The following is a 19242-nucleotide window of genomic DNA, read 5'->3' on the forward strand; positions in this document are numbered from 1 at the left end:
CGCTGAAAAAGGCCAAAGAGAAGTTAAAGAAAAAGCAAGAACGCTGAAGTTGTGGCCCCGCCGGGCACAGCGGACAGGAATACCTGCCGGGGGCTGCCGGCGGGAGCCGGCGAATGGTGGAGGTCCGGACTGACTGGTCGCAAGGCGCCGCTGGGGTCAGCTGGCGAGGAGCTCGTTGTAGGCGAGGAAGGCCGGGGCGGTCCGGGAGGCCTCGAAGTCGATCACCTCGTGCCGGACGACTCGGCGCAGCTTGAAGGGGTCGGTGGCCAGGATCGCGTCGAGGTGGCCGCGCAGCATCGGACGCGTGACGATGAGCCGGTCGTGCGCGGTGCCCATGGTCCGGCAGCGGCCGGAGAGCAGGAAGTGGCCTGCCTCGTACTGCCGGTCGAGCCACGCTGCATGCTCCGGCAGTACCAAATCGACCTCGCTGGTCGACGCGGTGTAGTTCAGCAGCACGATGTACATATTTCAAAAATACGCCCGTGAGCCCGGATCGGATCACATCGGCATTTCGACTTATACGCATTCTTAACGCCCCCGAACGGGCCTACTACCACCGTGTCCGCGACCACGATGTGTCATCGGACACGTTTGGCCCAACCGTGATGGTCTAGGATGCTCCCCATGCGCTTGATGTCCAGTCTCTGGCGGGCCGCCCACCGGCGGCCCTAGTCACGCGCATCTGAACCTGACCACAGGCCGCCGCTGCGAGGCGGCCTGTGGTGTATACGCAGCACAACCGGCCCCGCGGCGGCGCACGAACCCGCGGGGAGACCCTCGATGACCCAGTTCTCCGGCATCCAGCCGACCGGCCTGACCCACCTGGGCAACTACCTCGGCGCGATCCGGCAGTGGGCCGCCCGGCATCACCGGGATGATCTTTTCTGCGTCGTTGACCTGCACGCGATGACCATCCGGCATAACCCGAACGTGTTGCGCGCCCGTGCCAGAGAGCAACTGGCGATGCTCATCGCGGCTGGAGTGAATCCGGACATCGCGTGCGTTTTCACCCAGTCGGACCTCATCCAGGAGCATGCCGCGCTGACCTGGGTGCTGGAGTGCGTGGTCTCCTACGGCGAGCTGGCCAGGATGACCCAGTTCAAGGACAAGGCCAAGGGCCAGGACGGGGTGCGCGCCGGGCTGTTCACCTACCCGGTGCTGATGGCCGCGGACATCCTGCTGCACGGCGCGGAGGAGGTGCCGGTCGGCGAGGACCAGCGCCAGCACCTGGAACTGGCCCGCACGCTGGCCAAACGCTTCAACGCTACCTACGGCGAGGTGCTCACCGTGCCCAGGGCGGTGACGCCCAGGGTGGCCGCGCGGGTGGCCGACCTGGCCGCGCCGGAGCGGAAGATGTCCAAGTCCAGCGGCGACCAGTCCGGCACCGTGCTGGTGCTGGACCCGCCGGAGCTGATCCGCCGCAAGATCATGCGCGCGGTCACCGACCAGGTCGGCGAGGTCCGCTACGCCCCGGAGAGCCAGCCGGGGGTGAGCAACCTGCTGGACATCCTGGCCGCCTGCACCAACGGCGAGCCCAGGGCGCTGGCCGAGCAGATCAGTGGCTACGCCGAGCTGAAGGAGCGCACGGCGGAGGCGGTGATCGAGGAGCTGCGGCCGGTGCGCGAGGGCGTGCGGGAGCTGCTGGCCGACCCGGCCGAACTGGACCAGCTCCGGGCGCACGGGGCCGAGCGGGCGCGGGCCGGGTGCGCGCACCGGCTGGAGGCGGTGCTCAAGGTGACCGGGCTGCGTTGAAGGTCACCCCGGGCTGACCTCCTCGGTCAGCTCGACCAGGGCGGGCACCAGCACCCGGTCCGCGGCGACCCAGTCCAGACCGGCCAGGTTCGCCGCCGCCACCCAGCGCACCGCCCGGTGCTCCACGGCGCGCGGCTGGACGTCCCCGGCGTCCAGCCGCGCGGTGTGCGTGCGCAGCAGGCCGACCCCGGGCAGCGGGATGTCCGGGCCGATCCTGCCGGTCGGCCGCACCACCACGCCCATCTCCTCGTGGCACTCCCGGACCAGCGCGTCCACCTCGCTCTCACCGGGCTCGACCCGGCCGCCGGGCAGCTCCCACTTCCCGGCCAGGCTCATCGGGTAGCTGCGCTGTTGCACCAGCAGCGTGCCCTCGCGCACGATGGCCGCGGCCACCACGATCTTCTCCGCGGCCAGCTCCAGCGAGCGCAGCTCCACCTGGGTGCGGTGCGCGGCCAGCAGCCGCAGCACCAGCCGCCGGAACATCAGCAGGTCGCCGAGCTTGCCCAGCGGGTTGTTCCAGCTCAGGCTCTCGGTGACGAGCACACCGCCGCCGGTGTCGGCCACCCGCACGGTGACCCCGCCACCGGCCGAGGTGACCAGGCTGAGCCCGGCCTCGTCCACGTGGTCCACCCGCAGCCGCTGCGCGGGCAGCAGCGGGAACGCGCACTTCAGCTCGTCCCCCAGCACCAGCAGCGCGCCATCGGCGTTGACCTGCAACCGGCCGCCCGCGGCCGCCACCGCCTGCCCCCAGGTCTGGACCTCGCGCAGCGCCGCCGCGACCGTGCGCACCGGCGCGTCGATGAGCACCGTCGACCGCAACACACCCATGGCCCGAATCCTGTCAGCCGTGCCCGACAGGTCAGGGTTTGGGCCAGCGGATCTCGAAGCGGGCCCCGCCCTCCGGCGAACCGGCCGCGCGCACCGTGCCGCCGCGGCGGCGGACCAGGTCGGCGACCAGCGCCAGGCCCAGCCCGGCGCCGCCGCTGGCCCGGTCCCTGGCCTCGTCCACCCGGTGGAAGCGCTCGAAGACCTGGTCCCGCTGCTCCTCCGGCACGCCGGGTCCGTCGTCCTCCACCAGCAGCCTGCCCTGCGTGCCCGCGGGCAGCACCAGCACCCTGACCAGCGCGCGGGCGTAGCGGGCGGCGTTGCGCAGCACGTTGTCCACCACCAGCTGCACCTCGCGCGGGGCGGCCAGCACCAGCACCGGGGTCGGCGCCTCCACCCGGACCACGATGCCGCGCTCGCCCAGCCGGGCCGCCGAGGCCCTGGCCACCTCGACCAGGTCCACCGGCTCGGCCTCCGGCAGGTCCACCGCGTCCGCGCGGGCCAGCATGAGCAGGTCGTCGACCAGCTGGGAGAGCCGTTCGGCCTCCACCGCGATGTCGGCCAGCGTCTCCTGGGCCAGGTCCGGGTCGGGGTGGGCCACCGCGACCTCGGCCTGCACCCGCAGCGAGGCCACCGGCGAGCGCAGCTCGTGCGCGGCGTCCCCGCTGAACCGGCGCATCCGCTCGGCCGCCTCGTCCCGCCTGGCCAGCAGCGCGTTCAGCTCCTCGGCCAGCGCGCGCAGCTCGTCCCTGGCTTCCGGCACCGGCAGCCGCTCACCCGGCGGCAGCGCGCCGGCGGCCTGGCGCATCCGCTGCACCGGGCGCAGCGCCAGCCGCACCGCGACCCAGGCGGTGCCGGCCACCGCGATCATGGACAGCAGCGCGCCGGGCAGGAACCAGTACCCGGCCCGCTCGAAGACGTTGAGGTAGCTGGTGAACTCGGTGCCCACCACGACCAGCCTTTGCGAACCGTCGGGCACGCTGACCACCCGGCCCACCCAGCGCACCGCGGGGCCTGACTGCTCCGGCTCGCCGCGGTGGGCGTACATCGGGAACACCGAGACGCCTTTGCCTGCGCGCAGGTCCCTGATCTGCCAGTCGGTCAGCCGGGGCGCGTCCCCGCCGTCGATCGGCCCGCCTGCGCTGTCCAGCACCCTGATCTGCTGGTCCCGCTGGCCGGACGGGGCCGGGCGGCCTGCCGTGATGTCGGCGGCCGCGGTGTCCAGGGTGGCCCGCAGCTGGCCGTCCACCTGGTCGGTCAGCGCGGAGGCGAAGATGGCCGAGGTGACCTGGGCGACCCAGCCGAAGACCAGCAGCGCGACCACCGCGACCACCATGGTGATCCGGGCGCGCAGGGTGCGCCGGATCCACCAGCGGCGCAGCGGGCGCAGCATCAGGACTCCGGGCCGGGGTCCGGGCTGGCCAGGTAGCCGTGGCCGCGCACGGTGCGCACCAGGTGGCCCGCGCCCACCGCCTCCAGCTTGCGCCGCAGGTAGCCCACGTAGACCTCGACCGCGTTGCGGGTGGCGGCCTGCTCGTCGCCCCAGGCCGCGCGCAGCAGCTCGTCCTTGCTGACCACCACGCCAGGGCGGCCGGCCAGGGTGGCCAGCACCGCGAACTCGCGCGGACTCAGCGCCACCGGCTCACCGGCCCAGCTCACCTCGCGCGTGCCCCGGTCCACGGTCAGCCGGCCCAGCCGCAGCACCTCGCGCGGCCCGTTGTCCGTGCCGCTGCGCCGCAGCAGCGCCTTGACCTGGGCCACCAGCACCACGAAGGAGAACGGTTTGACCAGGTAGCCGTCCGCGCCCAGGTCCAGCCCGTCGGCCTGGTCCACCTCGCCGTCCTTGGCCGAGACCATCAGCACCGGGGTGCGCACGCCTTCGGCGCGCAGCCGCTCCAGCACCCGGTAGCCGGACAGGCCGGGCAGCATGATGTCCAGCAGCACCACGTCAAAAGAGCCGGTCAGGGCCGCGCGCAGGCCGGAGTTGCCATCCGGCGCGGTCACGACCTCCATGCCTTCCGCGCGCAGCCCGCGTTCCAGCGCCCTGCGCACCCCAGGTTCGTCGTCCACGATCAGCACTCGCGCGGTCACCGGGCAAGCATGCCGCTGTTCTCCCAGGTCGTGCGGGAGGCTCTCAGTGCTCTCTCAGCGAAAGCCGGGCATTCTCAGTGGTGTCTCAGCAGGACGGGGCCAGTCTCGGCTGCACGGGACGACCCCGATTCGCAAGGAGGAGACATGGACCGAAGGAAGGCCACAGTCACGGCGGCCACGGCCGGCGCGGTCGCCGGCGCCGTGGGGCTCGCGCTGCTCGCGGTGCCCGGTGGCGCTGGTGCGGCGCCGACGTTGCCGTCGGTGGCCGCCGAGGACCTGGTGCAGTCGGTGTTGACCACCACGCCGCCCGCGCTCGGCGGCACTGTCGAGGTGACCAACAACCTCGGCCTGCCCGCCATCCCCGGCGCGCCGCAGGTGGCCGCGGGCAACAGCAAGCTGCGGGTGTGGACCGACGGGGCGGGCAAGAGCCGGGCCTCGCTGCCGGAGGGGCAGAACGAGAAGACCATCGTCCAGGACGGCACCACCGTCTGGACCTGGGACTCCGCCGGGCGCAAGGTGACCAAGTCCACTGTGGACGCCAAGGCGCTTGAGGAGAAGAAGGCCGAGCTGGACAAGGACAAGAAGGTCCGGCCGACCGACCCGGCCAGCGCCGCGCGTGAGCTGGTGAACCTGGTTCGCCAGCAGAGCGACCTGTCCGTGGACGGCACCGCCGAGGTGGCCGGTCGCCCGGCCTACGAGCTGGTGCTGACGCCGAAGCCGAACGAGCGAACGCTGCTGCGCGGCGTGCGGGTCGCGGTGGACGCGGAGAAGCGCATCCCGCTGCGGGTGACCGTGCTGAGCAACGGCACCGACACCCCGGCGCTCCAGGTGGGCTTCAGCCAGCTGAACGTGGGTCCGCAGGACGCCAACCTGTTCAAGTTCACCCCGCCGCCCGGCGCGACCGTGGAGGAGAACAAGGTCGACGGCAAGGCCAAGGACCACCGGGCCCCGTCGAAGGAAGAGATCGAGAAGGCCAAGAAGGAAGCCGAGAAGGCCTTCAAGGTCGTCGGCGAGGGCTGGGACACCACCGTCGTCGGCAAGCTGCCGGAGCAGGCGCTGACCGCGCCGAAGCCGGCCGAGGGCAGGCGTGGCGACCGTGGCGCGGCCGCGGGCAACCCGCTTGCCCTGGTCAAGCAGCTGGGCAAGGAGGTCAACGGCGCCTGGGGTTCGGGCTGGGTCATCGAGACCAAGGTCGGGACCGCGCTGGTCACCTCCGACGGCCGCTTCGCGGTCGGCGCGGTGCCGCAGCAGGTGCTGACCGAGGCGATCGGTCAGGTGAAGTGACCGCCGGACTGGCGGGCACGGAGCTGAGCGTGGCGGGGGCGGCTCCGGCCGCCCCCGCCCCCTCCCGCACCCTGGCCGCCCGCACCAGGGGACTGCGCAAGGTCTACGGCAAGACCGTGGCGGTGGACCGGGTGGACCTGGACGTGCCGCAGGGCGCGGTGCTGGGCATGCTGGGCCCCAACGGTTCCGGCAAGACCACCACCATCCGGATGCTGCTCGGCCTGGTCCGCCCCACCGCCGGTGAGGTGGAGCTGCTGGGCCACCGGATGCCGGATGAGTCCACCGCGGCGCTGGCCCAGGTCGGCGCGCTGGTCGAGGGACCGGGTTTCCACCCGTTCCTCTCCGGCCGGGAGAACCTGCGGCGGCTGGGCGCGGCCGAACCGCTGCTGGAGACCAAGGCGATCAAGGGCGCGGTGGCCGACGCGCTGGAGCGGGTCGGGCTCGCGCACGCGGCCGACCGCAAGTTCCGCGGCTACTCCCTCGGCATGAAGCAGCGCCTCGGCCTGGCCGCCGCGCTGCTGGTGCCGCGCCGCCTGGTGGTGCTGGACGAGCCGACCAACGGCATGGACCCGGCGGGCACCAGGGAGATCCGCAAGGTGATGGCGCAGCTGCACGCGGCAGGCACCACCGTCGTGGTGTCCTCGCACCTGCTCGCCGAGGTGGAGGCGACCTGCACGCACGTGGCCGTGCTGCACCAGGGCACCGTGGTCGGCCAGGGCCCGCTGGCGGAGCTGCTGGAAGCCGGTGCGCCCACGCTGACCGTGGCCACGCCGGAGGTGGCCGAGGCCGTGGAGGCGCTGCGCTCGGCCAAGATCCCCGCGCGGGCCGCCGACGGCGGGGTGCGGGTGGAGCTGACCGGCGCGGAGGCGCCGCTGGTGATCGAGACCCTGGTTCGGGCGGGGGTCTCGGTGCACGAGGCACATCGGGAGCGCACCGGGCTGGAGGAGCTGTTCGCCCGGCTCACCGAGGAGGACGGGGCATGACCGCGACACTCGCCGAACCGACACCCGCGAGCACGCCGGTCGCGGTGTCCGCCGGCCCGAAGCAAGCATCCGCCTGGCGGCTCTACGCCTCCGAGCTGCGCTGGATCCTGCGCCGCCCGCGCACCGTGGTGGCGCTGACCCTGATGGCGCTGGTGCCGATCGCGATCGGCATCGGGGTCACCGTGATCGGCGGCAACGCGCCGGGCCGCGGGCCAGCGATGATCATGGCGGCGGTGGGCAACGGGATGGTGCTGCCCCTGGCCGCGCTGACCATCTCGATGACCATGCTGCTGCCGTTGGTGGCCACCATGTCCGCCGCGGACGCGCTGGCCGGTGAGGCCTCGCACGGCACGCTGCGCGGGCTGCTGATGGCCCCGGTGAGCCGGGTGCGGCTGGTCGCGGTGAAGGCGGCCGGGGTGGCCACGGTGATCGTGATCGCGGTGTCGCTGATCGTGCTGCTGGGCATGATCACCGGCGTGGTGATCGTGGGCGGCACCGAGGTGGTCACGCTTTCCGGCACCACGCTGCCGTTCCTGGACGCGCTGGGCAAGGTCGGCTTGGCCGCGGGCTGGGTGGCCTTCCAGATGATGGCGCTGGCCGCGATCGCGCTGGCGGTCTCCTCGCTCACCGAGCACCCGCTGGTGGTGCTGGCGGCCACGCTGGGCGGGCTGATCGTGGTGCAGGTGCTGGGCGCGATCCCCGGCATGGAGTGGTTGCAGCCGTACCTGCTGCCCACCGGCTGGACCGCGCTGGCCGACGTGCTGCGCGACCCGATGCCGTGGGACGGCCTGATCGACAGCAGCGCGAAGGCGGCCTGCTACCTGCTGATCGGGCTGTCGCTGACCTTCATCCGCATGTCCACCAAGGACGGCTGATCAGGCGGGCAGCACCGCGACCGCCTCGGGATCCAGGCGCAGCCGCACCGGATCCCCGGCGGCCGGTGCACCCAGGACCGGCCCGACCGCCTCGACCTCGCTGATCTCCGGCAGATCGGCGAGGTCGAGTCGCACCACCAGCCGGATGTGGTCGGTGCGGTGCACCCGGCGCACCACCAGTCCGGCCAGCTCGCCGTCGGCCCCGGCCCGCAGCGCGGCCGCGCGCAGGCCCAGCCGCGCCGGTCCGTCCGGAAAGCCTTGCGCGGCAACACTTCCCACCGCCGACTCCGCGACGCCGTCGCGCACCTCGGCCGGGATCATCGTGCTACAGCCCAGGAACCGGGCCACCTCGGCATCGGCGGGGGCGCGCCACACCGACTCCGGCGTGCCCAGCTGGCGGATCCGGCCTGCCGACATCACCGCCACCCGGTCGGCCAGGGTGAATGCCTCGTCGTGGTCGTGCGTGACCACCAGCGCGGTGGCGCCCGCCTTGCGCAGCAACGTGGCCAGGTCCATCGCCAGCTGCTCACGCAGCGCCCGGTCCAGTGCGGACAGCGGCTCGTCCAGCAGCAGCAACCGCGGCCGCGGCGCCAGCGCCCTGGCCAGCGCGACCCGCTGCTGCTCGCCGCCGGAGAGCTCGGTGACCCGCCGGGAGCCGTAGCCGGTCAGTCCGACCAGCTCCAGCAACTCGGCGATCCGCACCCGCTGCTCGGCCTTGGGCACGCCGTGCATGCGCAGGCCGAAGGCGATGTTGCCGGCCACGTCGCGGTGCGGGAACAGCTGGCCGTCCTGGAAGACCAGGCCGAAGCCGCGCCGGTGCACCGGGACCGCGGCCAGGTCCGCGCCGTCCCAGCTGACCGTGCCCGCGGTGGGCTGTTCCAGTCCGGCGATGGCGCGCAGCAGGGTGGACTTGCCGCAGCCGGACGGGCCGAGCAGGGCGAGCACCTCACCCTCCACAATGGACAGATCGACCTGGTCGACCGCGGTGGCGCGGCCGTACTTCACCACAAGTCCGTCGACGCCAAGACTCATCAGAACTCCCCGGTGCCGACTCGAAGTTTCTCGATGGCCAGCACCGCCAGTGCGGTCACCACCATGAGCAGGGTGCAGGCCGCGTAGGCCATGGCCTCGTTCAGCTCGCCGGGCCGGGCGATCAGCCGGGCGATGGCCACCGGCAGCGTGGGCGCCTCCGGCCTGGCCAGGAAGCTGGTCGCGCCGAACTCGCCCAGTGCCACCACAAAACCGAACCCGGCCGCGGCCAGCATGGAGCGCAGCGCCAGCGGCAGGTCGACCTCGCGCCACACCCGCAGCGGGCCGGCGCCCAGGGTGGCCGCGGCCTGGCGCAGCCGGTCGTCGACGGCGCGCAGCACCGGCAGCACCAGCCGCACCACCAGCGGGGTGACCACCAGCGCCTGGGCCAGCGGCACCAGCAGCGGCGAGGTGCGGAAGTCGCCGGGCAGCGCGTCCATGGTGACCAGGTAGCCGAAGCCGACGGTCACCGCGGAGACGCCCAGCGGCAGCATCAGCACCACGTCCAGCGCCTCGCCCGTCCCGCGCCCGCGCACCCGCGACAGCACGATCGCCGCCAGCAGGCCGACCACCAGCGCGAGCAGGGTGGCGTCGGTGGCCGCGCGCAGCGAGTTCAGCGCGGCCTCGATCCCGGAGACGGCGAGCGTGCCCTGGGCCCCGCCGGTGGCCAGCGCGCGGTAGCCGTCGAAGCCCCAACCGTCCTCTGTGGACAGTGAGCGGAGCAGCAGCCCGACGATCGGCACCACCAGCCCGAGCACCACCAGCCCCGCGGCGGCCACCACGAACCATTCGCCGCCATGCGGTTTACGCAGGCTCTCCTGGGCCGCGCGCAGCTTCAGCTGGGCCTCCCGGCGCCTGCGCGCGACCGCGCCGACGACCAGCGCGGCGATCACCGCGGCCAGCTGCAGCAGCGAGAGCGCGGCCGCGCCGGAGAGGTCGAGCAGGTTGACCGTGCGCAGGTAGATCTCGGTCTCCAGGGTGCGCAGCCGGGAGCCGCCGAGGATCAGCACCACGCCGAAGGCGGTGGAGCAGAACAGGAACACCACCGCGGCGGCCGAGCCGATGGCCGGGCCGAGCGCGGGCAGCGTGACGGTCAGGAAGGTCCGCCAGCGGGAGGCGCCGAGCGCGCGGGCGGCGTCCTCGGCCCTGCGGTCCAGGTGCGCCCACAGCCCGCCGACGGTGCGGGCCACCACGGCCACGTTGAAGAAGGCGTTGGCCAGCACGATGCCCAGCACCCCGGCATCGCCGAGCACCGCGCGGAAGGCCAGGCCCACCACCACGGTGGGCAACACGAACGGCACCGTGATGGCCAGCCGGACGAACCCCCGCCCGCGCACGTCGCAGCGGGCCAGCAGGTAGGCCACCGGCAGCCCGGCCAGCAGCGCCACCAGCGTGGCCGCCGCGGCCTGGCCCAGGGTGAAGGCGACCAGGCTCCAGGTGGACGGGTCGGCCAGAGTCTTGGCCACCCCGGTGCGGCCGAGGCCGAGCCCGATGATCGCGGCCACCGGCCAGGCGAAGAAGACGGCCAGGAAGGCCAGCGGAACAGCCGCGGCGGCCCCGAGGCCGAGCCTGCTCAGCCCTGAACGAGCTTGCGCCACTGCTCCACCCAGCGCTCCCGGCCCTCGGCGACCTTGGCCGCGGGCAGCGTGGCCGCCTGCTGCGGTTGCGGCGCGACCTGCTGCCAGACCGGCGGCAGCGCGACGCCCTCACGGGCCGGGTAGACGAACATCTGCTCGGCCACCTGCGCCTGGAACTTCTCCCCCAGCAGGAAGTCGACCAGCTTGCGCGCGGCCTCGGGCTGCTTGGCACCCTTGAGCACGCCGGTGTACTCGACCTGGCGGTAGCAGGTGTCCAGCAGCGCCTTGGTCTTCGGCTTGCCGTCCTCGCCGACCTCGGCCGCCGGCGAGGAGGCGTAGGAGAGCACGATCGGCCGCTTTCCCTTGCCGCCCACCGAGAACTCCTGCTTGTAGGCGGTCTCCCAGCCGTTGACCACCTTGACCCCGTTGACCTTCAACCGGTTCCAGTACCCGGCCCAGCCGTCCTCGCCGAACTTGGCCACCGTGTTGAGCAGGAAGGCCAGCCCCGGTGAGGAGGTGGCGGGGTCGGAGACCACCAGCAGGTCCTTGTACTTCGGATCGGCGAGGTCCTCCAGCGACTTCGGCTCGGCCAGCCCCTGCCGCGCGAAGTAGCCGAGGTCGATGTTCATGCACACATCGCCCAGGTCGACCGCGGACAGCGCGCCCGAGCCCTCCACCGCGTAGCGCTGCGGGCCCTTGGCCGCCTCGGGGCTCTGGTAGGGCTCCAGCAGGCCGTTGTCGATGGCCCTGGAGGCGAAGGTGGAGTCCACGCCGAAGACCACGTCGCCCAGCGGGTTGGCCTTGGTCAGCACCAGCTGGTTGGTCAGCGCGCCGGCGTCGCCCAGCGCCCGCTGTTCCACGGTGATCCCGGTCTGCTTCTTGAACTCGGCGAACACCCCTTCGGCCACCGCGAAGGACTCGTGCGTGAGCAGCACCACCTTGGTCTCCCCCGCCGGCGCGGGCGTGGGCCCGGTCAGCGAACATCCCGTGAGCAGGACAAGGCTGGTGACCAGCGCGAACGCGGCCGATGTGCGACGCAAAGTTCCTCCTGACGCAGTCCCTACACCGGCATGACCCGGATCAGGTGCGGACGGTCGAGAGCTGACCGCTCTCCTCTCAGCCCGGCAACACCGGACTCCCGTGGCATCTGCAAGGACCATACGCCGGGTCGCGCTCAAGGGCGCGCACCACCACCATGGAGGCATGGCCGAACTGCTGAACGATGACCAGATCAAAGAAGACCTGGTGCGCCTGCCCCAGTGGCGCGCGGTCGGCGCGGAGCTGGTGCGCACGGTCGAGCTGGACAGCTTCGCGCAGGCCATCCAGGTGGTGAACCGGGTGGCGGAGGTCGCGGAGAACGACAACCACCACCCGGACATCGACATCCGCTGGCGATCCCTGACCTTCCGCTGCTCAACCCATTCGAAGGGCGGGATCACCGACCTGGACGTGGCCATGGCCCAGGAGATCGACGGCGTGGTCGACGCCATCGCGGGTTAGGCCCGGAACGGGCCGGTGACCTCGTAGGTGATGCCGCCGCTGCTGCTCCCGCTGGTGCCGCGCTGGGAGGAGAAGTAGAGCCGGTTGCCTGCCGGGTTGAACGCGGGGCCGCAGATCTCCGAGCCGCTCTGGCCGGTGATCCGCAGGAACGGGGCCACGATGCCGGCCTTGGTGATGACGCAGATCTCCATGTTGCCGCCGTCCTCGGCGACGAAGAGGTCCCCGCTGCTGGTCCCGGTGACGTTGTCCACGCCGGTCAGCGGGGGTGTGCCGCTGGTGACCAGGTTGTCGTCGTAGGTCAGGCTGATCGAGCTGGTGTTGGCGTCGTAGGCCCAGACCCTGTTGTCCCCCTTGGTGGTGAACCAGCAGGTCCCGCCCGCGTAGTAGCAGCCCTCACCGCCGTTGAAGCGCTTGGCGCCGCTGACCTGGTTGCGGGTGGCGGTCGTGCTGCCAGCGGGGTCCGAGACCCGGCCCCAGGTCACCGGGCCGCTGGTCTGCGAGCTGCCGCCCTTGAGCACTTCGAGGGTGCCGCTGGACAGATCGCCCCAGGTGGTGGGCTTGAAGCGGTAGAAGCAGCCGTCGGAGACGTCCTCGGTGAGGTAGATGTAGCCGTGGTCGGCGTCGGTGGCACAGGCCTCGTGCTTGAACCGGCCCATCGCCGGGCGGCGGATGGCGGCCTTGACGCCCCACGGGTCGGTCTCATAGACGTAGCCGCGGTCCACCTCCTCGCAGGAGAGCCAGGTGTTCCACGGGGTCGCGCCGCCGGCGCAGTTGACGTTGGTGTTGGCCAGGGTGCGGTAAGCGGCGGTGATCTTGCCGGTGCTGTCGAACTTGACCGCGCCCACCCCGCCGGTGCTGGGCACCTCGCTGTTGGAGACATAGATCCAGCCGCTGCCATCGGCGAAACAGGCCCCGCCATCCGGCGCCGGGTGCCAGGTGTAGCCGGTGCCTGCCACCTGCTGCCCGGTGCGCGCGATGACCCGGCTGGTGAAGCCCTGCGGCAGCTGGATCCCGTTGGCGTCAGCGGACAACAGCGCGCCGTAGGGGCTGGGGCCGGGCTGGGCGCCCTCGGCGAAGGCGTCCCGCCAGGCCGCCCCGCCGAAGGCCGCGGCCGCGGCGCCGATCACGGCGACCCGTAAGAAGTTGCGTCGTTCCACGGTGAACTCCCGTCAGTTCGGGTGACACTCAGGAGTCTTGCGAGCGCCAAGGGTCACGGGTACGGGCAAAAGGCCGGTGAACACTGGGGATCCCCACAGTGGACATCGTCAGTTCACGCAGGGACACGACCAGCGCCGGTGCCAGCCCTCGGCCTCGGCCGCCTCCCTGATGCCCAGCCGGTCGAAGATCTCCCGCGCCTCCCGCCAGGCCCGGTGCGCCGCGGCCGCGGCGCCCGTGGCCGCGTGCACCGCGCCCACATCGCGCAGGGTGCGGGCCCGCCACACCGGCAGCCGCAGCTCGGCCCAGCCGGCCAGGGCCAGGTTCAGGAAGTGCAGCGCCGGTTCCGGCCTGCCCAGGGCCAGGCAGCACTCGCCGAGGGTGCGGTGCAGCAGGGCCAGGCCGAAGGTGTCGTGCAGGGCGTGGCAGGTCTTGATGCCGGCCAGCAGGGCGGGCTCGGCCCGGTCCGGGCGGTGCTGGCGGATCCAGACCTTGGCCAGTGCCTGGCCGGTGTAGCAGGAGAGCAGGTCATCCGGCACGTCGCGGACGATGCGGTGCGATCGGCGGCAGTAGTCCTCGGCCTCGTCCCAGCGGTCGGCGGCGCGGTGCACCAGGCCGATGCCGCGCAACGCCAGCGCCTCGCCGCGTTCGTTGCCCGCGGCGCGGTAGGCGCCTGCCGCGGCGGTCAGGGTGTCGATGGCCTCGGGGTCCTCGCCCAGCTCGCGGTGGGCGTAGCCGATGCCGTACAGCGCGTGCGCCACGCCTTCCTGGTCGCCGCTGCTGGCCAGCATCTGGTGCGCCCTGCGCAGCGCGGGCAGCGCGAGCGCGTGCTCGGCCAGTTCCCGGCCGACCATGCCGATCCCGTTGAGCGCCACCGCCTCGCCCCTGGTGTCGCCGACCTCGGCGAAAAGCGCCTGCGCGGTGCGGAAGTGGGCGCGGGCCAGCTCGTAGCGGTCGCGTTTGTAGTGCAGCTGGGCCAGGCTGCACTCCAGCGCGGCCTCGCCGCGGCGGTGACCGGTGCGGCGCAGTGCGGCGACCGCGGCCTCGTGGGTGCGGGCCCAGCTGTCGTAGCGGTTGCGCACCGCGAAGAAGCTGAACACCAGCGCCTCGGCCAGTGCCGCGGCCAGCTCGGCCAGGTCCAGCTCCGCGGCCCGGCACACCGCGGCCACCAGCGCGGGCTCCTCCTGCTCGAACCACCGGTCCGCGCCGGTGATCCGCGGCCGGGGCTGGGTGCTCAGGTCGGTCTGGCACAGCCGCGGCACCGCGGGCGGCAGCGGCTCGGCCAGCTCGTCCACCGCGGCCAGCAGCGCGGTCACCGCCCGGCGCACCGCCTCCCGCCGCTGCTCCAGGGGCTCTTCCAGCTCGGCGCACTCCCTGGCGTGCAGCCGGACCAGGTCGTGCATCCGGTAGCGCAGCGGCTCGGCCGGTTCGCTGCTCACCTCCACCAGCTGGGCGTCCAGCAGCTGGTCCAGGATGTCCTCGGCCCGCTCCTCCGGCTCGCCGAGCAGCGGCGCGGCCAGCCAGCCGGGCAGGTTGCCGTAGCCCAGCGCGCCGAGCAGCCGGTAGGCGCGCCGGCTCGGCTCGTCCAGGCCCAGGTAGCTCACCGCGAGCCCGGTGCGCACCGCCAGGTCGCCGACGGCGAGCTCGTCCAGCCGCCGCTGCTCGTCCCGCAGCCGCCCCAGCAGCCGGGACACCGGCCAGTGCGGGCGGGCGGCCAGCTTCGCGCCGGTGATCCGGATGGCCAGCGGCAGGTAGCCGCACAGCTGCGCCACCTCGGCCACCGCGGCGGCTTCCGCGCGCACCCGCTGCTCGCCGATCAGCCGCTCGAACAGCTCACGCGCGGTCAGCGGCGGCAGCACGTCCAGCGCGATCCGGCGCACCCCCTCCAGCCCGGCCAGCCGCTGCCTGCTGGTCACCAGCACCAGGCAGTCCGCGCCCCCGGCCAGCAGCGGCCGGACCTGGCTGGCCCCGGCCGCGTCGTCGAGCACCACCAGCACCCGCCGCCCGGACAGCTCGGCCCGCCACAGCGCGGCCCGCTCGCGCAGGTCCTCCGGGATCCGCTCACCCGGCACCCGCAGCGCCCGCAGCAGCGCGTCCAGCACCGCCTCCGGCGCCAGGCCGGTGAGCTCGACGAACAGCTGCCCGTCCGGGTAGCGCGGGGCCAGCCGGTGCGCGGCCCGCACCGCGAGCGCGGTCTTGCCGACCCCGGTCGGCCCGTCCAGCCACCACACCGGCAGCACCCCGGAGTCCGCGGCCGGGCTCGCGCACAGCAGCTCCAGCTCGGCCTCCCGGCCGGCGAAGTCGGGCACGTCCCTGGGCAGGTGGTTGCGGCTGACCGGCCGGGGCGCGGGTTCCGGCGCAGGCCGCGGTTCGGTGAGCAGCTCGCGGTGCAGCCGTTGCAGCTCGGGGCCGGGTTCCACGCCCAGCTCGGCCACGGTCAGCGCGCGTGCCTCGTGGAAGACCCGCAGCGCCTCGGCCCGCCGCCCGCAGCGGTACAGCGCGGTCATCAGCTGCCCGCGCATCCGCTCCCGCAGCGGGTACTCGGCCAGCAGCCCGGGTAGTTCGGTGACCAGCTCGGCGTGCCGGCCCAGCCGCAGGTCGGCGTCCATCCGGGCCTCCAGGGCGGTCAGCCGCTCCTCCTCCAGCCCGGCCAGGAACCGCTCCCGCATCCGGTCCGAGCCGATGTCGGCCAGCGGCCGGCCCCGCCACAGCGCGAGCGCCCGCCGGAGCAGCCCACCGGCCAGCTCCGGGTCGGTCTCCCGCCGGGCCGCCGCGGTCCAGGTCCGGAACCGGTGCAGGTCCACCTGGTCGGGTTGCACGGACAACACGTAGCCGGGCGGGCTGTGCCGCAATGGCACGGAGAGCAGCTGCCGCAGGTGTGAGATGTGCACCTGAAGCGCCTTGCGCGCGTGCGGCGGCGGCTCCTCGCCCCAGACCGCGTCGATCAACCGGTCGATCGGGATGATCGTGCCGGGGTTGAGCAGCAGCATGGCCAGGATCTGCCGGGCTCGCGGCGGCGGTTGTGCCCTGGGCACGCCGGATTCCCAGATCTCCACCGGACCGAGAATGCGAAATTCCTCCACCATTGGCCCCCGTGAGACGGCGAAGGCCAATTGTTGGTCCGGATTACGTCCGCTGTCTGCCCCCGAGGGTCGCCAGGCGCACTCAAGAACCTGATATCGAAACGATCAGCCGGGCGGATTTGCCCGACCGCCCGGCTGATCGTTTCCGCGCTGCCCCTACGGTCGAGTGCCGCCGTAGAAGGTGCTCCCGCTCAACGTGCGGGTCACCCGGCGGACCGCGTTCTGCTGATTGCCCTCGATCATCTTCACCGTGCTGCCGGACCGCGACTCGATGATCCCGATGTGCGTGCTGGTGGCCGGACTCGACGGCCCGGTCCCGAACAACAACACGTCACCCTTGACCGCCGAGCCGAGGTTGGCCTTGCTGTAGGACTTGCCGTTGCGCTGGCCCCACTTGTAGACGTCGCCGGTGAACGGGTACTGCGGGATGCTCACCCCCGCCTTGCGCCACACCCAGGTGCTGAACAGGGCGCACCAGGCCACACACTGCGAGGAGTACTTGGTGCAGTTGCTGCCATTGGGCCGCTCCCCGTTGCCCAGCTCCGCCGCGGCGATCCGCACGATCTGGTCCCGGTCCGCGGTGGGACCGGCGGGCGCGGCGGCCACTGGCACGGTGTCCGGCTGGGTGGCCTTCGTCCGCGCCGCGTCCTGCGCCAGGAACTCCCGCAACGCCGCACCGGTGAGCGGACGGCCGTCCAGATCCTCGACCGCGAGCACGGCGGGCGCCACGGTATCCGGATCCTCCGCCGCGACCGCCGCGCCGGTGACCACGGACGAGGCCAACAACAGGCTGGTCCCGACCCCCAGTACGGTCAGACCGCGAGCAAGGCGCCGCGGGATGGTCTTCTCCATGGCTGCATTCCCCTCATCGGCATCGCCGCGGTTTCCACGGCGAAGTCAGGGTCGGGGACGGCTCTTAATACCGGCCAAAGACGCGGTAAAGCTCAGGACCAGATGGCCTGCCGGAAATCAGACGTTGAACCGGAACTCCACCACGTCGCCGTCGGCCATGACGTAGTCCTTGCCCTCCATGCGGACCTTGCCCGCCGACCGCGCCGCCGCCATCGACCCGGCCTCCATCAGGTCGGCGAAGGAGACCACCTCGGCCTTGATGAAGCCGCGCTCGAAGTCGGTGTGGATGACGCCCGCGGCCTGGGGGGCGGTGGCGCCCTGCGGGATGGTCCACGCGCGGGACTCCTTGGGGCCCGCGGTGAGGTAGGTCTGCAGGCCCAGGGTGTGGAAGCCGGCGCGGGCCAGGGAGTACAGGCCGGGTTCGTGCTGGCCGATGGACTCCAGGAGCTCGGCGGCGGACTCCTCGTCCAGCTCCAGCAGCTCGGACTCGACCTTGGCGTCCAGGAAGACCGCGTCGGCGGGGGCGACCAGCTCGCGCAGCTCCTTGAGGCGGGCCTCGTTGGTCAGCACGCCCTCGTCGGCGTTGAAGACGTAGAGGAAGGGCTTGGTGGTCAGCAGGCTCAGCTCGCGCAGCTCGGCGAGGTCGACTTCCTTCTGCGCGGCGAACATGGTGCGGCCGCTGTCCAGGATGTCCTTGGCCTGCTTGGCCGCTTCCAGCACCGGGCGGCGGTCCTTCTGGGTGCGGGCTTCCTTCTCCAGCCGCGGGATGGCCTTGTCCAGGGTCTGGAGGTCGGCCAGGATCAGCTCGGTGTTGATCGTCTCGATGTCCGAGCTGGGGTCGACGCGGCCGTCCACGTGCACCACGTCCGGGTCGTCGAAGACCCGGATGACCTGGCAGATCGCGTTGGCCTCGCGGATGTTGGCGAGGAACTTGTTGCCCAGGCCCGCCCCCTCGGAGGCGCCCTTGACGATGCCCGCGATGTCCACGAAGGACACCACCGCAGGCACCTCGCGCTCGGAGCCGAACACCTTCGCGAGCCGGCCGAGCCGCTCGTCCGGCAGCGGCACCACGCCGACGTTGGGCTCGATGGTGGCGAACGGGTAGTTCGCGGCCAGGACGTCGTTGCGGGTCAGCGCGTTGAACAAGGTGGACTTGCCCACGTTGGGCAGGCCGACGATGCCGAGGGTGAGGCTCACGACCGGCCAGTCTAAGGGGTCGCCTGGAGCCACTCGTCCAGCAGGCCACGCAGGTGCTCGCACTCGGTGGCCGGGTGCTCGGCCGCGCAGTTCAGCGGGTGGCGCAGCAGGTCGCGGGCGCGCTGGGCGCGGGCGATGCGGGCCTCCAGCTCGGCCACGTGCGCCTCGATGATCCGCTGCCACTCCGTGCGGTCGGCGGCCAGCAGCGCGCCGAGGTCCTCCAGGCTCAGGCCGAGCTGCTGGCCTGCCTGGATGAAGGCCAGGCGGCGCAGGCCGTCCTCGTCGTAGCAGCGGGTGTTGCCGCGGCGCAGCGCCGGGGCGAGCAGGCCTCGTCGTTCGTAGTAGCGCAGGGCCGAGGTGGCCAGGCCGAGGCGGGCGGCGGCCTCGCCGATCGGGACCAGGGTGTCCATACCGGCATCTTGACTTGAACCCGGGTTCAACCGGAACCCTCAGTGGCATGTCATGGATGCTGGATCGACCGCTGAACCAGTTCGCCCTGCCGCGCGGCTGGGCGGGACGGCTAGCGGGCTGGGTGATGGCCAGGACGAACGGGACCGAGGTGGCCGAGGTGCTCGGCGTGCTGGGGCCGGTGCGCGGGCGGGCGGTGCTGGAGGTCGGGTTTGGACCCGGACTGCTCAGCAAGGCTCTGACCAGGGCGGATGCCGTGGTGACCGGGGTGGATCCGTCGGAGGTGATGCTGCGGCAGGCCCGCCGCCGCGCCCCGGCGGCCCGGCTGCGGCTGGGCAGCGCGGCGGAGACCGGTGGCGCGGACGGCGAGTTCGACCTGGTGGTGTCGATGAACAACCTGCCCATGTGGCCCGATCTGGACGCGGCCCTGGACGAGCTGCACCGGGTCACCCGGCCGGGTGGGCGGCTGGTGCTGGCCTGGCACGGCGGGACCGAGCCGACCGCGATGGCCCGCGGCATGCTGCTGCCGGACACGGCCATCGAGCGGGTGCTCACCGAGCTGCGCGCCCGGTTCGCGCGGGCCGAGCTGGCGAAGACCGCGCACTGCACGATCTTCACCGCGGACCGCTGA

Annotated in this window: 18 protein-coding genes and 1 riboswitch; of the genes, 6 read left to right on the top strand and 12 right to left on the bottom strand. The window is 72.6% G+C overall.

What is annotated here, in order from left to right; genetic code table 11:
* Positions 1-156 precede the first annotated feature (156 nt).
* The gene (locus M8C13_RS14675) at positions 157-465 is read right to left on the bottom strand and encodes a YciI family protein (RefSeq protein WP_252481127.1); all 309 of its coding nucleotides are present in this window, start codon (positions 463-465) and stop codon (positions 157-159) included.
* A 315-nt stretch (positions 466-780) separates the two neighbouring features.
* On the opposite strand from M8C13_RS14675, the gene trpS reads away from it, so the two are divergent.
* Positions 781-1752 (top strand): tryptophan--tRNA ligase, encoded by a 972-nt coding sequence (gene trpS / locus M8C13_RS14680; protein WP_252481128.1) that lies wholly within the window; start codon positions 781-783, stop codon positions 1750-1752.
* A gap of 3 nt (positions 1753-1755) precedes the next feature.
* Here the strand turns inward: trpS and M8C13_RS14685 are convergent, their stop codons facing one another.
* The 3 genes from M8C13_RS14685 to M8C13_RS14695 are packed head-to-tail and all read right to left on the bottom strand — an operon-like array spanning position 1756 to position 4656.
* Positions 1756-2580, bottom strand: coding sequence for a (deoxy)nucleoside triphosphate pyrophosphohydrolase (locus tag M8C13_RS14685; RefSeq protein ID WP_252481129.1), 825 nt, complete (start codon positions 2578-2580; stop codon positions 1756-1758).
* Between the two features lie 31 nt (positions 2581-2611).
* On the bottom strand, positions 2612-3970 hold the full coding sequence (locus M8C13_RS14690) for a cell wall metabolism sensor histidine kinase WalK (protein ID WP_252481130.1): 1359 nt from the start codon (positions 3968-3970) through the stop codon (positions 2612-2614).
* The gene (locus tag M8C13_RS14695; RefSeq protein WP_374213080.1) at positions 3970-4656 is read right to left on the bottom strand and encodes a response regulator transcription factor; all 687 of its coding nucleotides are present in this window, start codon (positions 4654-4656) and stop codon (positions 3970-3972) included. The genes M8C13_RS14690 and M8C13_RS14695 overlap by 1 nt, the downstream gene beginning before the upstream one ends.
* Positions 4657-4812: 156 nt before the next feature.
* On the opposite strand from M8C13_RS14695, the gene M8C13_RS14700 reads away from it, so the two are divergent.
* Genes M8C13_RS14700 through M8C13_RS14710 form a run of 3 tightly spaced genes read left to right on the top strand, consistent with a single transcriptional unit; the run spans position 4813 to position 7810 of the window.
* A complete protein-coding gene (locus M8C13_RS14700) occupies positions 4813-5952 on the top strand; it encodes a sigma-E factor regulatory protein RseB domain-containing protein (protein ID WP_252481132.1) in 1140 nt (379 codons plus the stop codon).
* Positions 5949-6935 (top strand): ATP-binding cassette domain-containing protein, encoded by a 987-nt coding sequence (locus M8C13_RS14705; protein ID WP_374213075.1) that lies wholly within the window; start codon positions 5949-5951, stop codon positions 6933-6935. Before M8C13_RS14700 ends, M8C13_RS14705 begins: the two co-directional genes overlap by 4 nt.
* Positions 6932-7810: an ABC transporter permease gene (locus M8C13_RS14710; RefSeq protein WP_252481133.1), complete on the top strand. Its 879-nt coding sequence runs from the start codon at positions 6932-6934 to the stop codon at positions 7808-7810. The genes M8C13_RS14705 and M8C13_RS14710 overlap by 4 nt, the downstream gene beginning before the upstream one ends.
* On the opposite strand, the gene M8C13_RS14715 is transcribed toward M8C13_RS14710, so the two are convergent.
* From M8C13_RS14715 to M8C13_RS14725, 3 genes are all read right to left on the bottom strand, one after another.
* Positions 7811-8842, bottom strand: coding sequence for an ABC transporter ATP-binding protein (locus tag M8C13_RS14715; RefSeq protein WP_252481134.1), 1032 nt, complete (start codon positions 8840-8842; stop codon positions 7811-7813).
* Complete coding sequence (locus tag M8C13_RS14720; RefSeq protein WP_252481135.1) at positions 8842-10437, bottom strand: iron ABC transporter permease; 1596 nt, start codon at positions 10435-10437, stop codon at positions 8842-8844. Before M8C13_RS14720 ends, M8C13_RS14715 begins: the two co-directional genes overlap by 1 nt.
* On the bottom strand, positions 10413-11456 hold the full coding sequence (locus M8C13_RS14725) for a thiamine ABC transporter substrate binding subunit (protein ID WP_374213076.1): 1044 nt from the start codon (positions 11454-11456) through the stop codon (positions 10413-10415). The genes M8C13_RS14720 and M8C13_RS14725 overlap by 25 nt, the downstream gene beginning before the upstream one ends.
* Positions 11456-11568, bottom strand: a riboswitch (TPP riboswitch). It overlaps the preceding gene by 1 nt.
* Before the next feature lie 51 nt (positions 11569-11619).
* Here M8C13_RS14725 and M8C13_RS14730 point away from each other — a divergent pair.
* Complete coding sequence (locus tag M8C13_RS14730) at positions 11620-11916, top strand: 4a-hydroxytetrahydrobiopterin dehydratase (RefSeq protein WP_252481136.1); 297 nt, start codon at positions 11620-11622, stop codon at positions 11914-11916.
* Here M8C13_RS14730 and M8C13_RS14735 read toward each other — a convergent pair.
* From M8C13_RS14735 to M8C13_RS14755, 5 genes are all read right to left on the bottom strand, one after another.
* Positions 11913-13073: an alkaline phosphatase PhoX gene (locus M8C13_RS14735; protein WP_252481137.1), complete on the bottom strand. Its 1161-nt coding sequence runs from the start codon at positions 13071-13073 to the stop codon at positions 11913-11915. The genes M8C13_RS14730 and M8C13_RS14735 overlap by 4 nt on opposite strands.
* A 108-nt stretch (positions 13074-13181) precedes the next feature.
* The gene (locus M8C13_RS14740) at positions 13182-16127 is read right to left on the bottom strand and encodes a BTAD domain-containing putative transcriptional regulator (protein WP_252481138.1); all 2946 of its coding nucleotides are present in this window, start codon (positions 16125-16127) and stop codon (positions 13182-13184) included.
* Between the two features lie 183 nt (positions 16128-16310).
* Complete coding sequence (locus M8C13_RS14745; RefSeq protein ID WP_252481139.1) at positions 16311-17006, bottom strand: CHAP domain-containing protein; 696 nt, start codon at positions 17004-17006, stop codon at positions 16311-16313.
* A 117-nt stretch (positions 17007-17123) separates the two neighbouring features.
* Positions 17124-18203 carry a redox-regulated ATPase YchF gene (gene ychF, locus M8C13_RS14750; protein WP_252481140.1) on the bottom strand — a complete coding sequence of 360 codons (1080 nt, stop codon included), beginning with the start codon at positions 18201-18203 and terminating at the stop codon, positions 17124-17126.
* Positions 18204-18214: 11 nt separating this feature from the next.
* Entirely contained in the window at positions 18215-18613 is a 399-nt protein-coding gene (locus M8C13_RS14755) for a MerR family transcriptional regulator (RefSeq protein WP_252481141.1), read from the bottom strand.
* A 56-nt stretch (positions 18614-18669) separates the two neighbouring features.
* Here M8C13_RS14755 and M8C13_RS14760 point away from each other — a divergent pair, with 56 nt between their 5' ends.
* Entirely contained in the window at positions 18670-19242 is a 573-nt protein-coding gene (locus M8C13_RS14760) for a class I SAM-dependent methyltransferase (RefSeq protein WP_252481142.1), read from the top strand.

It is taken from the genome of Crossiella sp. SN42, assembly GCF_023897065.1.
Lineage (GTDB): Bacteria > Actinomycetota > Actinomycetes > Mycobacteriales > Pseudonocardiaceae > Crossiella.